This is a genomic window from Agromyces hippuratus, assembly GCF_013410355.1.
GTDB classification, from domain to species: domain Bacteria; phylum Actinomycetota; class Actinomycetes; order Actinomycetales; family Microbacteriaceae; genus Agromyces; species Agromyces hippuratus.
This window is the reverse complement of the sequence record NZ_JACCFI010000001.1, coordinates 1,025,154-1,042,834: the sequence shown is the minus strand read 5'-3', so window position 1 is coordinate 1,042,834 and position 17,681 is coordinate 1,025,154. Positions and strand designations below refer to the sequence as shown.

Below are 17,681 nucleotides of genomic sequence, written 5' to 3'. Positions count from 1 at the left end.
TCGGGTGGTGCGGGTGGTGTTCGGGCGGGTCGTGCGAGTGGTGGTCGTGCGGGTGGTGCGGCGGTGTTCGGGTGAGGTCGGGCGGGTGCGGCTACTCGTCGAAGGTGTTGACCATCGCGTATGCGGCTCGCTGGAGATAATCCCACAGCGTCTCCTCCGCGAGCGGCGGCAGGTCGAGCGAGTCGACTGCGGTGCGCATGTGCAGGAGCCAGCGGTCGCGGGCGTCGGGGTTCACCTTGAACGGTTGGTGCCGCATGCGCAGCCGCGGGTGGCCGCGCTGTTCGCTGTAGGTGCCCGGACCGCCCCAGTACTGCTCGAGGAACATGGTGAGCCGTTCGGCCGCCGGACCGAGGTCTTCTTCGGGATACATCGGCTTCAGTACCGGGTCGTCGGCGACGCCGCGGTAGAACTCCGCGACGAGCCGCTCGAAGGTCGGGCGCCCGCCGACCGTCTCGTAGAACGACGGGCCGAGCGCAGAGCCGTGCTCGGTGCCGCGCAGCGGCACATTCGCAGGACGCGGGGGTCCGGATGCCTCGACGGGCAGCTGCTCGCTCATGATGCTCCTCCGGCCGGCGGGGCCGGCGGCTTCGGTGCGCGGGGTGCGCGGGGTTTCTTCACGGCGGCGCGGGCTGCGGCGGCACCGGTGTCACCCGCGGCGACGACGGCGTTCGGCGTGGTCTTGGGCGGCTTCGCGCCCTTGACCCGGGTGGCGCCCTCGAACCCGGCCAGCACGACGCTGTTGAGACTCGGCAGCTTCACGCCCATCTCGTCGAGCGCGCGCTTGAGCCGCATGCGCAGCTCGCGTGCCACGTCGTCCTTCGCCGAGGAGCGCACCTTCATGACCACGCGGATGACGAGCGCCTCTGCCGTGATCGACTCCAGGCCCCAGACCTCGGGCTTCTCGAGCACGCGCGAGCGCCACTTGGTGGACTGCGCCATCTCGGTCGCGGTGCGCAGCAGCGTCGCCTCGACCTCGTCGACGTCGACGTCGTACGGCACGGCGAGGTCGACGATCACCCGCGCCCAGCCCTGCGACATGTTGCCGACGCGGAGGATCTCGCCGTTGCGCACGAACCAGAGGGTGCCGTTGACGTCGCGGATCTTCGTGACGCGGATGCGCACCTCTTCGACGATGCCGGTGGCCGGGCCGAGGTCGACGACGTCGCCGACGCCGAGCTGGTCCTCGACGACCATGAAGAGACCGTTCAGTCCGTCTTTCACGATGTTCTGGGCACCGAAACCGAGGCCAGCGCCGAGAGCTGCCGTCAGCAGGGCGAACGAACCGAGGATCGCATCGTTGATCGTGTTGACGACGAGCAGCACGACGATGATGAAGAGCGTGACGTTGACGATGTTCGTGAGCACCGTGCCGAGCGTGCGCGTGCGCTGCACGAGCCGCACGGCGGCCAGCGGCGACGCCTGGAGGGCTTGGGTGTCGGTGACGTCCTGCTTCTTCTTGACGCCGGTGACGATCTGCTTGACGACGCGCTCGATGACGAAGTGCAGCACCCAGCGGATCAGGAACGCGAAGACGATGATGAAGACGATCGAGATGATCTTGCCGAGCACGACGTCCCAGTTCTCGGCCCAGTACGTCGCGATCTGCGCCCAGAAGTCTGAGCTCACGGGGTTGTCCTCAGGGGGCGCTTCGAAACCGAACATGGTGTGAAAGTCTACTGAGCCGCACCCGAGAGCTCGCTGGCATCGCGAGCCTGTGCAGCGAGCGCCCGCTCGAGCTCGTCGAGCTGCTCGGAGACCAGTCGGTGCAGCGGCGCCGGTGCCGGATTCGCCTCGAGCCACCCGCGCGTCATGACGGCGAGCTCCGGCGAGACGAGCGGCGCCGGATACAGCCGCTTCACGATGAGCGAGGCCATCGTGAAGCTCCGGCTCGCCCAGACCTCCTGCAGCATCGCGAAGTACTCGCTCGCGGTCGTCGCGAGCAGTTCGGGCTGCGCGGTGCGCTGCCAGCCGTCGGCGATCGCGCGTGCGAGATCATTCGACAGCGAGGCGTCCGTGGCGACCCTGCGCCACGCGGCATCCTTCACCGCCTGGTCGGGGCGAGCGGCACGCGCGGTCTCGGCGAGGAGCCGGCCCTTGGCGGTGTCGTCCCGCGCGAGCGCCTCGTCGATCTCGTCGTCGGCTGCCGCACCGAGCGTGGCTCGGGCGACCACGAGCTCCCAGTGCAGGTCGAGGTCGATCTCGAGCCCGGCGAGCTTGATCGAGCCGTCGAGGAGGCTGCCGAGCACGTCGGCGTGCGCCGCGGTCGAGGCGACGCGGGTGAATCCCTTCACGAACTGCAGTTGCGTGTCGGAACCCGGTTCAGCGAGCTCGGCGAGCGCCCAGACGGCGTCCCCGGCCTCTGCGGCGACCTGGTCGCGGTGCTCCTCGGCGAGGTAGCGCGAGATCGCGAGTTCGAGGCGGGCGAGCGCGAGCCCGCGGGCCGCCGACTGCGTCTCGTGGCCGATGCTGCCGATGACGAGGCGCACGAAGTCGATCGTGGGCACCTCGGCGTCGCGCAGCGAATCCCACGCGGAACCGAGCACGACGGCACGCGAGACCGGATCGGAGAGCTCGGGGAGGTGGTCGATCGCGGTGCGGAAGGAGGCGGGGTCGAGCCGCACCTTCGCGTAGGTGAGGTCGTCGTCGTTCACGAGCAGCAGGTCCGGGCGGGCGAGGCCGACGAGTTCGGGCACCTCGGTGACGGCCCCGTCGATGTCGAGCTCGATGCGGTGCGTTCGGGCGAGGCCGCCGTCGCCGAGTTCGTAGCAGCCGAGGGCGAGGCGATGCGGGCGCAGCGTCGGATGCCCCGGTGCTGCGCTCTGCTCGATGCGTGCGGCCGTGATCGTGCCCGCGTCATCCGTGTCGATGCTCGCACGCAGTGTGTTGACGCCGGCCGTCTCGAGCCAGAGCGCCGACCAGCGCGTGAGGTCGCGGCCGCTCGCCGCCTCGAGTTCGTCGAGCAGATCGCGGAGCGTGGCGTTGCCGCCGGCGTGGGCGGTGAGGTACGCGCCGACGCCGCGCTGGAAGGCATCGAGGCCGACCCAGGCGACGAGTTGCTTCAGCACCGAGGCGCCCTTGTCGTAGGTGATCGCGTCGAAGTTGACCTCGACGTCGGCGAGGTTCGCGATCTCGGCGACGATCGGGTGCGTCGACGGCAGCTGGTCCTGTTCGGCGGCGTGCGTCTTCTCGTCGCTCGCGAACGTCGCCCAGACGCCGGTGAACTCGGTGACGGCCGCGGTCGCGAGGGTCGAGGCCCACGTGGCGAACGACTCGTTCAGCCACAGGTCGTTCCACCACTGCATCGTGACGGAGTTGCCGAACCACATGTGCGAGAGCTCGTGCAGCACGACGATCGCGCGCTGCTCGCGCCGCGCGTCGGAGACCCGCGAGCGGAACAGGTAGGACTCGTTGAACGTGACGGCGCCGACGTTCTCCATGGCGCCCCAGTTGTACTCGGGCACGAAGATCTGGTCGTACTTGCCGTAGGGGTAGGGCACGCCGAAGGCGGTCTCGTAGAACGCGAGGCCCGACTGCACGAGCTGGAACATGACCTCGGGTTCGGCATGCTGCGCGAGCGACGCGCGGGTCAGCACGCCGAGCGGGATGTCGCGGCCGTCGACGCTGCGCGCGCTGCCGTGCCATGCGGCGTAGGGGCCGGCGACGATCGCCACGATGTAGCTCGAGATGACCGGGCCCGGCTCGAACGACCACGTCGAGACCGCGGGGCTGCCGGTCGAGTCCGCAGAACCGCCGGTCGAGTCCGCAGAACTGCCGGTCGAGTCCGCAGAACTGCCGGTCGAGTCCGCAGAACTGCTGGTCGAGCCTGTCGAGACCCGCGCGGGCGCAGGCTCGGGTGTCGCGGCATTGCTCAGCACGGTCCAGTCGGCGGGGGCGGTGATCGTGAAGGTGAACGAGGCCTTCAGATCGGGCTGGTCGAAGACCGCGAAGACCCGGTTGGCCTCGGCGACCGCGAATTCGGTGTAGAGGTAGGTCGCGCCGTCGACGGGGTCGACGAACCGGTGCAGTCCCTCGCCGGTGTTCGTGTACGCCGCCGTCGAGACGACGCGGAGCTCGTTCCTCGCGGCGAGACCGGAGAGGCTGATGCGCGTGCCGTCGCTGACAACTGCCGCGTCGAGCGGGCTGCCGTTCAGGGAGATCTCGTGCACCTCGGTCGTGCACGCCTCGATGAAGGTCGAGGCGCCGGGCTCGGCGTCGAACGAGACGAGCGTCTCGCTGCGGAACGTGCCGCCGGCCCCCGACAGGTCGAGGCGCACGTCGTAGCGCGGTGAGCGCACGACGCGGGCGCGCTGTTCGGCTTCGATTCGGGTCAGATCGGCAGCGGGCATGCAGGGGCCTCCGTGGGGGTTCGTTGCCTCGACAGCCTAGTGACTCACGACGTGCCGGGCATGGGCAGCAGTCCATGCTCGTACGCGTAGATCACGAGCTGCACGCGGTCGCGGGCATCGAGCTTCTGCAGCACCCTGCCGACATGGGTCTTCACGGTCGATTCCGACAGGAAGAACTGTTCCGCGATCTCGGGGTTGCTCCGGCCTTCGGCGATCGCGATGAGGATCTCCCGCTCGCGGGGGGTCAGGGTGTCGAGACCCGGCGCTGCGCTCGTCGTCGCGGTGCCGGGCAGTTCGCCCGCGAAGAGCTCGATCATGCGGCGGGTGACCCGCGGTGCGAGTGCCGCCTCGCCGGCGTGCACCGTGCGGATCGCACCGACGAGTTCGGCGGGCCGGGAGTCCTTCAGCAGGAACCCGCTGGCACCTGCACGGATCGCGGCGAAGGCGTACTCGTCGAGATCGAACGTCGTCAGCACGAGGATGCGGGTGGCTCGCCCGCCGGCGACGATCGACTCGGTCGCGGCGATGCCGTCGACCTCGGGCATGCGCACGTCCATCAGCATGACGTCGATGTCTGTGGACTCGACGAGGTCGATCGCGTCGCGCCCGTCGGCGGCCTCGCCGACGACGACGAGGTCGGGCTCGGCTTCGAGCACCATGCGGAGCCCGGCGCGGACGAGCGACTGGTCGTCGGCGATGGCGACGCGGATCGGAGTTCGGTCGCTGCTCATTCGGGGTCCTCGGTGTTTGGCGCGGGCGATGCGGTCGGTGCGGGCGGCGCAGACGACGGGGGTGCTTCGTCTCGCAGTTCGGCGTGCAGTCGCCAGCCTCGTGCGCTGCCGGGGCCGGCCTCGAGCGTGCCTCCGTACAGGGCGACCCGCTCGCGCATGCCCACGATCCCCTTGCCGCCGCTGCCGAGCGCAGAGGTCGAGGCGACGGCTGCGTCGTCGATCACGTCGACCCGCACCCTGCCCTCGACGTGCTCGACGGTGACGTCGACGCGGTGCGCGGTCGCGGCGTATCGCAGGGCGTTGGTGAGCCCCTCCTGCACGATGCGGTAGACGGTCAGCTGCAGGTTCGGGTCGACGATCGGCGGCCCGACGGTCGTCAGCTTCACGGGCAGCCCAGCGGTGCGGAATCGCTCCACGAGCACGGGCAGGGCTGCCATGCCCGGTTGCGGTGCGAGTTCCTCGGGGCCTGCGGCCGCCTCGGCGGGTTCGGCCAGCACGTCGAGCATGCGACGCATGTCGGCGAGGGCCACCCGGCCTGTCTCGGCGACGTGCCTCATCGCCTCGGCGGCGCGCTCCGGATCCCGGCCGGCCGTCGCCGCGGAGCCGTCGGCGAGCGTCACCATGACGGTGAGGCTGTGCGAGACGATGTCGTGCATCTCGCGGGCGATGCGGGAGCGCTCGAGAGCCGTCGCGAGCTGCGCCTGCTGGTCGCGTTCGCGGGCGAGGTCGTGCGCCCGCGCGATCAGGGCGTTCAGGTACCGGCGTCGGTTGCCGACGGTTACGCCGATGAGGGTCGCGATCAGCAGCAGCACCGTGAACTGCGAAGCTGATGCCGGTGCGTTGGCGCCGAACGGTGCCACGGTGTCGCTCGCGTGCGCCCAGACGGCGATGTACGAGGAGGCCGTTGTCACGACGACCGATCCGCCGAACCCGATCCAGGCCGAGCGTGTCGAGCCGTACACCGCGAGTGCGTAGAGGGCGAGCAGCAACGGGAACACGTCGGTGGACCCGAAGGGATAGACCACGAGGCAGACGAGCCAGGCGATGATGACGAGCAGCCACGGTCGTCGCCGGCGGAAGAGCAGGATCGCAGCGGCGGCCACGGCGATGGCGACGAGCTGCGCCACGGCGATCCACGCGGGCGGTGGGGCGGGGACGAACAGCGTCGCGATGGATCCGAAGAACGTCGGCACGAAGTACAGCGCCGTGATCAGCGAGTCCGTGAGCCACGGATGCCGCGCCCAGAACTGCCGGATCACGCCCGGTGGCTTCGGCAGACGAAGTTCTCCCCCGACTACCGAAGCCGGGTAGCCGGGGGAGATGGGTGCTTCCGTCATGGACTGGACTCTACGCGTCCCGTCGCTTGAGGAGCACCGCGGCGCCGGCGATGGATGCCCCCACCCATGCCAGCACGATCAGGAGGCTCAGCCAGGCGCCGAGCGCGTCGTCGGCGGGTTCCGCCGTCGTCGAGGTGAAGATGCCGAGACCGGCACTCGAGAGCAGGTAGGGAATGAGGTCGTGCGCCCACTCGGCGGGGATCATCTGCAGCACCGTCGGCACGAGCAGGATGAGTCCGAGGACCGCGGCGATACCACCCGCGCTGCTGCGGATCATGGTGCCGACACCCAGAGCGAACACCGAGATGAGCGCGAGGTAGAGCGCGCCGCCGAGGAGCGGCAGGTAGATCGCGGAGTCGGTGATGCTCGCCGAGACGTCGATGCCCGCGAAGACCACCGAGGAGACGAGGAACGCGCCGAGGTTGGCGAGAAGCCCGATGACGAAGGTCGCCACGAACAGCACGACCGCCTTGGCGGCGAGGGCCGGCAGCCGCTTCGGCACGGCCGTGAGCGTCGAGCGGATCATGCCCGTCGTGTACTCGCCGCTGATGACGAGCACACCGAGCACGCCCGCCACGAGTTGACCGAAGAAGGCGCCGAACACCGAGGACTGCATGACGAGGGAGACCTGCTCGGCGGCGGGCATGCTCGAGGCATCCGCTCCGCCGTTCATGCCGCTGGCCATGCTGAGCGACATGATGAGCGCCATGCCGAGCGAGATCGCGATGACGATGAGGTACGACCAGGTGGTCGACCGGAGGCTCCGCAGCTTGATCCACTCGGACCGGAGCACGCCGCCGAACGACAGCGAGGTGGAGCGAGCGCGCTGCGAAGGGTGCGCGAGGGGCGGGGTGATCGTGGTCATCGGACTGCCTCCGTGCGGTATTCGACCGCGTCGGCGGTCAGGGCCATGTAGGCCTCCTCGAGCGATGCGCTGAGGGGGGTGAGTTCGTGGATCGAGAGTCCGTGCTGCGCGGCGAGGTCTCCGATGCCGGATGCCGCGACTCCCGTCACCTCGAGCACGCCCGCCTCGGAGCGGATGACCGCGACCTCGGGGGCGGCGAGCAGGTCGGCGAGTTGCGAGGAGTGGGGCGAACGCACGAGCACGCGAGGGCGCGTGCCACCGGCGATGATGTCGGCGACGGGGGCGTCGGCGATGATCTCGCCCCGGCCGAGCACGATGAGGTGGTCGGCGGTGAGTGCCATCTCGCTCATGAGGTGCGAGGAGAGGAAGATCGTGCGGCCCTCGGACGCGAGGTGGCGCACGAACTGGCGCACCCACAGCACGCCCTCGGGGTCGAGGCCGTTGACCGGCTCGTCGAGGATCAGCGTCGACGGGTCGCCGAGCATCGCAGCGGCGATTCCGAGCCGCTGGCCCATGCCGAGCGAGAAGCCGCCGACGCGCTTGCGGGCGACCGATTCGAGGCCGGTCATCTCGATGACCTCGCGAACTCGGCTCGCGCCGATGCCGTGCGTGGCGCCCATCGCGAGCAGGTGGTTGTAGGCGGTGCGGCCGGTGTGCACGGCCTTCGCATCGAGGAGGGCGCCGACCTCGTGCAGCGGCGCGCGGTGCGCGGCATACGGCTTGCCGTTGACGGTGACGCGACCCTCGCTCGGACGGTCGAGCCCGACGATCATGCGCATCGTGGTCGACTTGCCGGCGCCGTTCGGGCCGAGGAACCCGGTGACCTGCCCGGGGCGGACGGTGAAGCTGATGTCGTTGACGGCGGTCTTCGCGCCGTAGCGCTTGACGAGCCCTTCTGCCGTGATCATGTTTCAAGGCTAGGGATCGGGCGGCGCCGGGACATCCGCCTGAAGAATGGTTCAGGGCGAGCCGGGATGGTACCGAAGTACCATGCCGACCCGCCCTGAGCGGTCGTGCCGAGTGCTACTGCGCGTCGCGCGCCTGCGCGGCGAGTGCGCGCTCGACACCGGCGACGTTCTCGACCACGAGGCGGCGCAGCGCGGGCGCCGCATCAGCGTTCGCCGCGAGCCAGGCGTGGCTGGCCTCGACGAGTGCGCGGTTGGCGAGCGGCGCCGGGTAGAGCAGGTCGACGAGCTTCTCGGCGATCGCGTAGCTGCGGCTCTTCCAGATGCCGTCGAGCATGCCGAAGTAGCGCTCGATGAACGGAGTCAGCAGCGACTGGTCGTCGGCCCGCACGAAGCCGGTCGCGGTCGTGCGCACGACCGAGTTCGTCGCCGTGTCGACGTCGATGACCGACGCCCACGCGCGCTGCTTGCCCTCGGCGGTCGGCGTCGCCGCACGAGCGTGCGCGGCCGACTCCTGGCCGGTGGCCGTCTTGTCGGACTCGAGACGGGCGTCGATCTCGGCATCGCCGGCCCGGCCTGCGGCGACGAGTGCGATGAGCAGCTCCCAGCCGAGGTCGGTGTCGATGTCGAGGCCGTCGAGCGTGATCGAGCCGTCGAAGAGCCCGGCGAGGGCGTCGACGTGCGAACCGGCTTCGGCGATCGAGGCGAACGCCTTCACGAACTGGAACTGGGCGTCGCTGCCGGCCGCAGCCTGCTGCGCGAGCTGCCAGAACCCGTCGGCGAGCGAACGGCGTGCGTCAGAGCGGTGCTCGGGAGCGACGTACGCGCTCGCCGCGAGCTGCGCGTTCGCGAGGATGATGCGCAGCGTCGTCGACTCGGTCTCGCTCGCGATGTTGCCGAGCACGAGCTCGAGGTAGTCGCTCGCGCTCGTCTCTGCGTCGCGCACGGCATCCCACACCGAGCTCCAGACGAGGGCGCGGGCGAGCGGGTCCTCGATCTTCGAGAGGTTCCCCAGTGCGACCTGCAGCGATGCCTCGTCGAGACGGATCTTCGCGTAGGCGAGGTCGTCGTCGTTGAGGAGCACGAGGTCGGGGCGTGCGAGGCCGACGAGCTCGGCGACATCCGTGCGCTCGCCGTCGATGTCGAGCTCGACGCGGTGCTCGCGCACGAGCGCGCCGTCGACGAGGTTGTAGAAGCCGATCGCGGCGCGGTGCGGGCGGATTGTCGGGTAGTCGGGGTGCGCCGACTGCAGCACGGTGAAGGCAGTGATCGTGCCCGCGTCATCCGTCGCGATCTCGGGGCGCAGGGTGTTGACGCCCGCGGTCTCGAGCCAGAGCTTCGACCAGGCCGACAGGTCGCGGCCGCTCGCGACCTCGAGCTCGCCGAGCAGGTCGGCGAGGGTCGTGTTGCCCCACGCGTGCTTCTTGAAGTACGCCGAGACGCCCGTGAAGAACGCCTCGATGCCGACCCAGGCTGCCAGCTGCTTCAGCACCGAACCGCCCTTGGCGTAGGTGATGCCGTCGAAGTTGACGAGCACGTCTTCGAGGTCGCGGATCTCGGCGACGATCGGGTGCGTCGACGGCAGCTGGTCCTGGCGGTACGCCCAGCTCTTCTCCATCGAGTTGAAGGTCGTCCAGGCGTGGTGCCACTCGGTGGCCTCGGCGGTGGCGATCGTCGACGCCCACTCGGCGAACGACTCGTTCAGCCACAGGTCGTTCCACCACTTCATGGTGACGAGGTCGCCGAACCACATGTGCGCGAGCTCGTGCAGGATTGTGACGACCCGGCGCTCCTTGATCGCGTCGGTGACCTTCGAGCGGAACACGTAGACCTCGGTGAAGGTCACCGCGCCCGCGTTCTCCATGGCACCGGCGTTGTACTCGGGCACGAAGAGCTGGTCGTACTTCGCGAACGGGTACGGCACGTCGAACTTCGCCTCGAAGTACTCGAAGCCCTGCTTCGTCTTCTCGAAGATGTAGTCGGCGTCGAGGTACTGCGACAGGCTCTTGCGGCTGAACACGCCGAGGGGGATGACCCGCCCGTCGGAGCTCGTGAGCTCGTCGCGCACGACGTCGTAGGGGCCCGCGATGAGCGCGGTGATGTAACTCGACATGCGCGGCGTCGGCTCGAACGCCCACGTGGCCGTCGAGACGTCGTCGGCGCGGCGGCCGGAGGGGTGCAGCTCGGGCTCGGGCGTCGGCTGGTTCGAGATGACCTGCCAGTGCGACGGCGCGGTGACCGTGAACTTGAACTCGGCCTTCAGGTCGGGCTGCTCGAACACGGCGAACATGCGACGCGAGTCGGGCACCTCGAACTGGGTGTAGAGGTAGACCTCGCCGTCGGCGGGGTCGACGAAGCGGTGCAGGCCCTCACCGGTGTTCATGTAGCGGCCGTCGGCGACGACGACGAGCTCGTTCTCGGCGGCGAGGTTCGGCAGCTGGATGCGCACGCCGTCGCTCACTTCGGCGGGGTCGAGCGCGACACCGTTCAGGGTGACCGAGTGCACGGTCGCCGTGATGGCGTCGATGAACGTCGACGCACCCGCGGTCGCGGTGAACCGCACGGTCGTCTGGGTGCTGAACACCTCCGGACCGGTGGTGACATCGAGCACGACGTCGTAGTCGCGCACCGAGACGAGCGCAGCACGCTCCTCGGCTTCGATTCGGGTGAGGTTCTCTCCGGGCACGTCTGCTCCTTCGGCAGTCATCGACGCGGCTCGTGGCCGCAGGCAACGTGCATCAGCCTAGCCCGCGGGCGGGTTACGGTCACGGACCTGCGGCGATGAGCAGGCGAGAGGATGCCGCGGCTCAGCGCTGCCCGATCGTGACCACCGCCCCGATGAACGCGGGCAGCGACACGATCACCGCTACGGCGAGGAGGATCCGGCCTGCGAGCACCCCGGGCCGTGAGGCGCGGGCTGCGAGGATCCACGGCAGCGCGCGCGGGAACATGAACGCCACGAGCGCTCCGACCGCGAGCACGACGCCGACGGGCACGAGCACGACCGCCGCGAGGAGCGGCGACACCGGGACGAGCCACCGATCGCGGGTGAGGAGCGGCAGGCTCCGGCTGAGGCGGCCGGCGAGCGCCGCGAGGAACGCACCCTGCAGCACGGCGAGCGCGGCGAACAGCAGCAGGGCCAGCCAGCCGGGCCCGACGATCGCGAAGTCGAAGTTCGAGGTGCGGAGCGGCTCGACGAACGGTGCGACGGTCACGAGCAGCAGTGCGCCGAACGTCGGCCCGCCGAGGCGACCCGGCGGGAGCCAGGGCGCGACGAGGAGGTACAGCGCGGCTGAGGCGAACGCGGAGGGCAGGGCGCCGAAGATGAGGTACGACACGGTTCCGTCGAGCGTGATGTCACCGACCCGGGCGAGCGCCTCGGTGATGCTGCCGGTCGCCTCAGGCGAGGTCTCGGCGAGCAGCCGCATGATGAGCCGCCCGCCGGCGCCGGTGATCATGAGGCCCGAGACGGTGCCGAGCACCGTGAAGACGGTCGCCCACCAGACGTACACCCTGAGGCCGGCGAGGTGCCGCGGCATCCGCTTCGCTGGTTCAGGTGTCGCCGTGCGGGCGGTGAGGAGGGCCGAAGGGGCCGGCGGCTCGACGAGGCGCTCGCCCGACCACATCGCGGTGAGGGCGACCCCGCCGATGAGCAGCACGCCGCACACGATCATCAGCAGCATGCGACCTCGCTTCCCGGGAGGGCGCTCGCGAGCCTACCGCCGTTGCAGCGGTGCCCGCGGCCCCCAGAATGCGGTGCGGCGGCGCGCTGCGGCGGCCGGGCGCGGTGGGGGTCTCACCAGTCGGCGCGCACGTAATCCTTCAGGAACACGCCGGTGACGTCTTCGCCTGCCTCGCCGCGCACGATGGGGTCGTAGACCCGCGCGGCGCCGTCGACGAGGTCGAGCGGGGCGTGGAAGCCCTCCTCGGCGAGTCGCACCTTCGTGGGGTGCGGGCGCTCGTCGGTGATCCAGCCGGTGTCGACGCTCGTCATGAGGATGCCGTCGGCGAGCATCTCCTTCGCGCTCGTGCGCGTGAGCATGTTCATCGCGGCCTTCGCCATGTTGGTGTGCGGATGCCCCGGGCCCTTGTAGCCGCGACCGAACTGGCCCTCCATCGCCGAGACGTTCACGATGTACGTGCGGCGTGCCGACGAGGCGGCGAGCGACGCGCGCAGGCGGCTCACGAGGATGAACGGGGCCGTCGTGTTGCAGAGCTGCACCTCGAGCATCTCGAGCGGGTCGACGTCCTGCACGACGGCGCTCCAGCTGTTCTCGTGGTGCAGGTCGGGCACGAGCCCGCCGGCGTCGATCGCGGTGCGGTCGGCGAGCTTCGCGAGCGAGCTCGAACCGGGGGCGAGCGCGAGCGCCGTGAGGTCGTCGGCCGTCATTGTGCCGGCGAAGAGGCCCGATGTGAGCACGGGGTGGCTCGACACCGAGTCGGCGAGCGCGAGCGGGTGCGCGTCGTTCGTGTGGCCGAAGCTCACGAGCTCGGGCATGGGGCCGTCGGGCAGCGGCGAGGACTCCGCTTCGACGAGGGGCGAGTACGAACCGGGGGAGCGGCGCACGGTCTGCGCCGCGTTGTTGATGAGGATGTCGAGCGATCCCTGCGCGGCCACGTCGTCGGCGAGCGCGATCACCTGGGCGGGGTCGCGCAGGTCGATGCCGACGATCTTCAGGCGGTGCAGCCAGTCGGCGGCGTCGGGCATCGCGGCGAACCGACGGGCGGCGTCACGCGGGAACCTCGTCGTGATCGTCGTGTGTGCGCCGTCGCGCAGCAGGCGAAGTGCGATGTACATGCCGATCTTCGCGCGACCGCCGGTGAGGAGGGCCCGCTTGCCGGTGAGGTCGGTGCGTGCGTCGCGCTTGGCGTGGCTCATGGCCGCACAGCTCGGGCAGAGCTGGTGGTAGAACGCGTCGACGAGCGTGTAGCGCTGCTTGCAGATGTAACAGGGGCGGGCGACCTGCAGCTCGCCGGCGGTGCGGGCGTCGGTGCCGCTCACGAGGTCGGCGCCCCGGGTCTCGTCGTCGATGCGGGTGGGTGCGCCCGTCGCCGTCGCGGCGATCACGGCGCGGTCGGCGTCTTGGATGACACGGCGCTTCTCGAGGCGGCGTGCCACCTTGACCGCCTTGAACATCTTCGCGGTCGCGTGGCGGACGGTCTCGAAGTCGGGGTCGTCCTGGTCGAGCTCGCTGAGCGTGGCGAGCACCCGCAGCGTCGTCTCGAGATCGCGCGCGTCGATCGTGGGCGCGTTGGCGGAGTCGGAGGCGTCGGAGGGCATCCGACGATTCTACCGGCCGGTAACCCGCGATCGCCTGTGTGCCGCTGTGCGCTGCGCACGCACGCACGCGCGCTCGCCGCCGGAGTAGCGTGACGCCATGAGCACCAGCACCGATGCATCCGCGTCGACGGCCGACCGGTACCGCTCGTTCGCCGAGGTCGAGGCGCACGGCATGTCCGCCACCTACGAGGCCTGGGCTGCAGGGGTGGCGACGGATGCCTCGACCCTCGCCCTCATCGACGAGCTGCCGCCGCCGAAGCGGCAGCCGAACCTCGTCTTCTCGTCCGCGCGCCTGCTCGGCGCCCCGACCGGCGCCTACCCTGCGTTCGCGGAGTGGCTCGCCGAGCACTGGAACGACGTGCGCGAGGTCGCGCTCACCCACGCAACGCAGACCAACGAGGCCGCGCGCTGCGCGCTGCACCTGCCCGTGCTCGGCGGCATCGAGGGCACGATCGCGCTGCTCGAGGTCGGGGCATCCGCGGGCCTCTGCCTGTACCCCGACCAGTACAGCTACCGGTATTCGGGACATCCGCAACTGGACCCGGTGGGCGGCCCGAGCACGGTGGTGCTCGACTGCACCCTCCGCGGCGACGTGCCGGCGCCCGTGCCCGCAGCCATGCCCGAGGTCGTCTGGCGCGCGGGCATCGACCTGCACCCGCTCGACGTGCGCTCGACCGCCGACGTCGACTGGCTCGACGCGCTGGTGTGGCCCGAGCACGACGACCGTCGCGTCCGGCTTCGGGCCGCCGCCGAGATCGCGGCCCGCACCCCGCCGCTCCTCGTCAGCGGCGACCTCAACGAGCGACTCTCCGCGCTCGCCGCATCCGCTCCCTCCGATGCCACGCTCGTCGTCTTCCACACGGCAGTGCTCATGTACCTCGACGAGGAGGGCCGGGATGCGTTCGTCGAGCAGGTGCGCGAGCTGCCCGGTCACTGGCTCTCGGTCGAGGGGCGAAGCGTGGTCCGCGGCATCCGCGTGCGCGACGACGTGCCCAACGAGAGCAGCGACCTCGTGCTCGCCGTCGACGGTGTGCAACGCGCCTGGGCGCACCCGCACGGGCGTGCGGTCACGTGGGCGCCGAATCCATAGACTTGGCGCATGCGCATCCACATCGCGACCGACCACGCCGGCCTCGAATTCAGCCGCACGCTCGTCGATCACCTGACCAACGGCGGTCACGAGGTCGTCGACCATGGCCCGGCCGAGTACGACGCCCTCGACGACTACCCGGCGTTCTGCATCAACGCAGCACTCGGGGTCGCGCGCGATCAGGCAGCGGGCGTGCGCGCACTCGGCGTGGTGTTCGGCGGTTCGGGCAACGGCGAGCAGATCGCGGCCAACAAGGTCCGCGGCATCCGCGCAGCCCTCGTCTGGAGCATGGACACCGCGATGCTCGCCCGTGAGCACAACGATGCCAACGTCATCTCGATCGGAGCCCGCCAGCACACCGTGCAGGAGGCGATCCGGTACATCGACGCCTTCATCGCCGAGCCCTTCTCGGGCGACGAGCGCCATGTGCGCCGCATCGCCCAACTCGCCGAGTACGAGACGACGGGCGACATCGCGGGCAAGGGCGTCGATGTCTCGCCCGGGTCTGCAGACGGCGGGGTTTCGACAGGCTCAACCAGCGGGCTCTGACGTGCCCGAGGGTCACTCCGTCCACCGCATCACCCGGCAGTTCGAACGCAACTTCGTCGGGCATGTCGTGCGCGCCTCGAGCCCGCAAGGCCGGTTCGCCGCCGGAGCGGCCGAGATCGACGGCCGGCGCATGACCGATGCGCGGGCCGTGGGCAAGCAGATGTTCCTCGGCTTCGAGGGCGACGTCTGGCTGCGCGTGCACCTCGGCATGTACGGGGCGTGGGACTTCGCCGGCGAGATCCTGATGGATGCCACGATCGCCTCGGCGAACGGGCGCATGGGGCAGACGAACCAGGCCGGCACCTTCCTCGACCGGCCGAACCCCGACGCCGTCGTCTTCGACTCGGCCGGCGAGAACTCGTTGCAGTCGATCGGCGCACCGCGCAAGACGCGCCTGCGCATGTCGGAGTCTGAGAAGGAGAAGGACGGCAACGGCCTCGACACCTTCCCGCCCGAGCCCATCGGGCAGGTGCGGGTGCGGCTCCTCACCGACACGATCTGCGCCGACCTGCGTGGCCCGACCGCCTGCGAGGTGCTCGACCCCGCCCAGGTCGAAGCCGTGGTCGGCCGACTCGGCCCCGACCCCTTGCTCGACGACGGGCCCGAGGCCGAAGAGTGCTTCACCCGCAGGATCCTGAAGACGGCGACCCCGATCGGCCTGCTGCTCATGGACCAGAACGTGGTCGCGGGCATCGGCAACGTGTACCGGGCCGAACTCCTCTTCCGGGCGAAGCAGAACCCGCACACGCCGGGCAAGCTCGTGCCCGAGGAGCATGTGCGCCACCTGTGGCGCGACTGGGCGAAGCTGCTGCGCATCGGTGTCGAGACGGGTCAGATGATGACCATGGACGACCTCGACCCCGAGGCGTACCGCGCAGCGATGGCCAGCCGCGACGACCGCCACTGGGTGTACAAGCGCGAGGGCCTGCCCTGTCGGGTCTGCGGCACGAACATCGTGCTCGAGGAGATGGGCGCCCGCAAGCTCTACTGGTGCCCCTACTGCCAGGCATGAATGCCATGAGCGCGACGGATGCCGCTGAGCCCGTGATCCTCGCCGGCGCACGGCTGCCCGGCGCCGACGAGGTCGTCGACCTGCACCTCGCCGGAGGCCGCGTCGTCTCGGTGGCGCCGGCAGGGGAGAAGCCGTCGGGAGAAACTCCGCCCCGCGGCATCCGTCGTCTCGACCTCGACGGCCGCTTCGTCGTGCCGGGCCTGTACGACCGGCACGTGCACTTCTCCCAGTGGGCCATGGTCTCGCGCCGCCTCGACCTGGCCGGTGCGGAGTCGGCGGCGGCCGTCGCGCGTCTCGTCGGGGCATCCGTCGACCGCGGCGACCATGAGGTGATCGGCTTCGGCTACCGCGACGGGCTCTGGGGCGACGCCCCGAGCCGCGCGGTGCTCGACGCGGTCTCGGGCGACGTGCCCGTGGTGCTCGTCGCTGCCGACCTGCACGCCTGCTGGCTGAACTCCGCGGCGCTCCGACGGTACGGAGTGGAGGCACTCGCCGGTTCCAGCGGCATACTGCGCGAAGACGACTGCTTCCGGCTCGTGCGCGAGATCGACGACGTCGCCGACGCCGTGCTCGACGGATGGGTGGCCGATGCCGCGCACCGAGCAGCCGCCCGAGGTGTGGTCGGCGTCACCGAGTACGAGATGCGGTGGAACCGCGATGACTGGGTGCGCCGGGTGGCCGGGGGAGTCGACGCGCTGCGGGTGTCGTTCGGCATCTACACGCAGCACCTCGACCGCGCGATCGCCGAGGGGCTCCGGACCGGCGCCGAGGTTTCCGGCACTTCTGGGCTCGTCACGGTGGGCGGGTACAAGGTCATCACCGACGGCTCGCTCAACACGCGCACCGCGTGGTGCTTCGACCCGTATCCCGGCCTCGGCCCCGACGAACACCCCTACGGGCTCGCGACCGTGGCGTACGACGAGCTCGTGCCGCTCATGCGGCGTGCCCACGAGGCGGGCATCACCCCGGCGGTGCACGCCATCGGCGACCAGGCCAACGCCCGGGTGCTCGATGCGTTCGAAGCGGTCGGATGCACCGGATCGATCGAGCACGCCCAGTTGCTGCGCCGCGACGATATCGACCGCTTCGCGCGGCTCGGGATCGTCGCGAGCGTGCAGCCCGAGCACGCCATGGACGACCGCGACGTCGCCGAACGCTACTGGGCCGGGCGCACCGACCGGGCGTTCATGCTCGCCGATCTCGCAGCAGCGGGCGTCGAACTCGCCCTCGGCTCCGATGCCCCCGTCGCACCGCTCGACCCGTGGGTCGCGATCGCGGCAGCCGTGGGGCGCACCCGGGACGGGCGCGAGCCGTGGCATCCCGAACAGGCGATCGAAGCACGTGCCGCGCTCGCCGCGTCCACCGGCGGGCAGGGAACGACCGTTCGCACGGGCATGCGCGCCGACCTCGCCGTGCTCGAACTCGACCCGTACGCGGCATCCGTGGAGGCGCTGCGCGCCATGCCCGTCGCCGCGACCCTGCTCGACGGACGCATCACCCACCAGACGCTCTGAGGCCCGGCTCCGTAGGGAAGGGGGAAAACCCCCGTCCCGATTCGGCTGTCC

14 protein-coding genes are annotated in these 17,681 nt (G+C 70.4%); 4 read left to right on the top strand and 10 right to left on the bottom strand.

The annotated features are described in order from the left end of the window. Window positions 1-91 precede the first annotated feature (91 nt). The 10 genes from BJY17_RS05030 to BJY17_RS04985 form a co-directional block, all read right to left on the bottom strand. Window positions 92-556, bottom strand: a complete 465-nt coding sequence (locus BJY17_RS05030) for a globin (protein ID WP_179550390.1) — start codon at window positions 554-556, stop codon at window positions 92-94. After that, window positions 553-1,662, bottom strand: coding sequence for a mechanosensitive ion channel family protein (locus BJY17_RS05025; RefSeq protein WP_179550389.1), 1,110 nt, complete (start codon window positions 1,660-1,662; stop codon window positions 553-555). The genes BJY17_RS05030 and BJY17_RS05025 overlap by 4 nt, the downstream gene beginning before the upstream one ends. An 11-nt stretch (window positions 1,663-1,673) precedes the next feature. Continuing rightward, window positions 1,674-4,346, bottom strand: coding sequence for an aminopeptidase N (gene pepN, locus BJY17_RS05020; protein WP_179550388.1), 2,673 nt, complete (start codon window positions 4,344-4,346; stop codon window positions 1,674-1,676). A 44-nt stretch (window positions 4,347-4,390) separates the two neighbouring features. Continuing rightward, complete coding sequence (locus BJY17_RS05015; RefSeq protein WP_179550387.1) at window positions 4,391-5,077, bottom strand: response regulator; 687 nt, start codon at window positions 5,075-5,077, stop codon at window positions 4,391-4,393. Further along, window positions 5,074-6,414 (bottom strand): sensor histidine kinase, encoded by a 1,341-nt coding sequence (locus tag BJY17_RS05010; protein ID WP_179550386.1) that lies wholly within the window; start codon window positions 6,412-6,414, stop codon window positions 5,074-5,076. Before BJY17_RS05010 ends, BJY17_RS05015 begins: the two co-directional genes overlap by 4 nt. Before the next feature lie 10 nt (window positions 6,415-6,424). After that, window positions 6,425-7,279: an ABC transporter permease gene (locus BJY17_RS05005; RefSeq protein WP_179550385.1), complete on the bottom strand. Its 855-nt coding sequence runs from the start codon at window positions 7,277-7,279 to the stop codon at window positions 6,425-6,427. Next, a complete protein-coding gene (locus BJY17_RS05000; protein WP_179550384.1) occupies window positions 7,276-8,187 on the bottom strand; it encodes an ABC transporter ATP-binding protein in 912 nt (303 codons plus the stop codon). The genes BJY17_RS05005 and BJY17_RS05000 overlap by 4 nt, the downstream gene beginning before the upstream one ends. Window positions 8,188-8,302: 115 nt before the next feature. Beyond that, window positions 8,303-10,870 (bottom strand): aminopeptidase N, encoded by a 2,568-nt coding sequence (pepN, locus tag BJY17_RS04995; RefSeq protein ID WP_179550383.1) that lies wholly within the window; start codon window positions 10,868-10,870, stop codon window positions 8,303-8,305. Between the two features lie 121 nt (window positions 10,871-10,991). Further along, on the bottom strand, window positions 10,992-11,867 hold the full coding sequence (locus BJY17_RS04990; RefSeq protein WP_179550382.1) for a hypothetical protein: 876 nt from the start codon (window positions 11,865-11,867) through the stop codon (window positions 10,992-10,994). Window positions 11,868-11,980: 113 nt separating this feature from the next. Next, entirely contained in the window at window positions 11,981-13,465 is a 1,485-nt protein-coding gene (locus tag BJY17_RS04985) for an SDR family oxidoreductase (RefSeq protein ID WP_179550381.1), read from the bottom strand. A 97-nt stretch (window positions 13,466-13,562) separates the two neighbouring features. Between BJY17_RS04985 and BJY17_RS04980 the strand changes: the two genes are divergently transcribed. The 4 genes from BJY17_RS04980 to BJY17_RS04965 are packed head-to-tail and all read left to right on the top strand — an operon-like array spanning window position 13,563 to window position 17,630. Next, window positions 13,563-14,555 carry a DUF2332 domain-containing protein gene (locus BJY17_RS04980; protein ID WP_179550380.1) on the top strand — a complete coding sequence of 331 codons (993 nt, stop codon included), beginning with the start codon at window positions 13,563-13,565 and terminating at the stop codon, window positions 14,553-14,555. Between the two features lie 9 nt (window positions 14,556-14,564). Beyond that, window positions 14,565-15,104 (top strand): ribose-5-phosphate isomerase, encoded by a 540-nt coding sequence (locus BJY17_RS04975; protein WP_179550379.1) that lies wholly within the window; start codon window positions 14,565-14,567, stop codon window positions 15,102-15,104. Between the two features lies 1 nt (window position 15,105). Next, a complete protein-coding gene (locus BJY17_RS04970; protein ID WP_179550378.1) occupies window positions 15,106-16,116 on the top strand; it encodes an Fpg/Nei family DNA glycosylase in 1,011 nt (336 codons plus the stop codon). Then, window positions 16,113-17,630 carry an amidohydrolase gene (locus tag BJY17_RS04965; RefSeq protein WP_322789751.1) on the top strand — a complete coding sequence of 506 codons (1,518 nt, stop codon included), beginning with the start codon at window positions 16,113-16,115 and terminating at the stop codon, window positions 17,628-17,630. The genes BJY17_RS04970 and BJY17_RS04965 overlap by 4 nt, the downstream gene beginning before the upstream one ends. Window positions 17,631-17,681 lie beyond the last annotated feature (51 nt).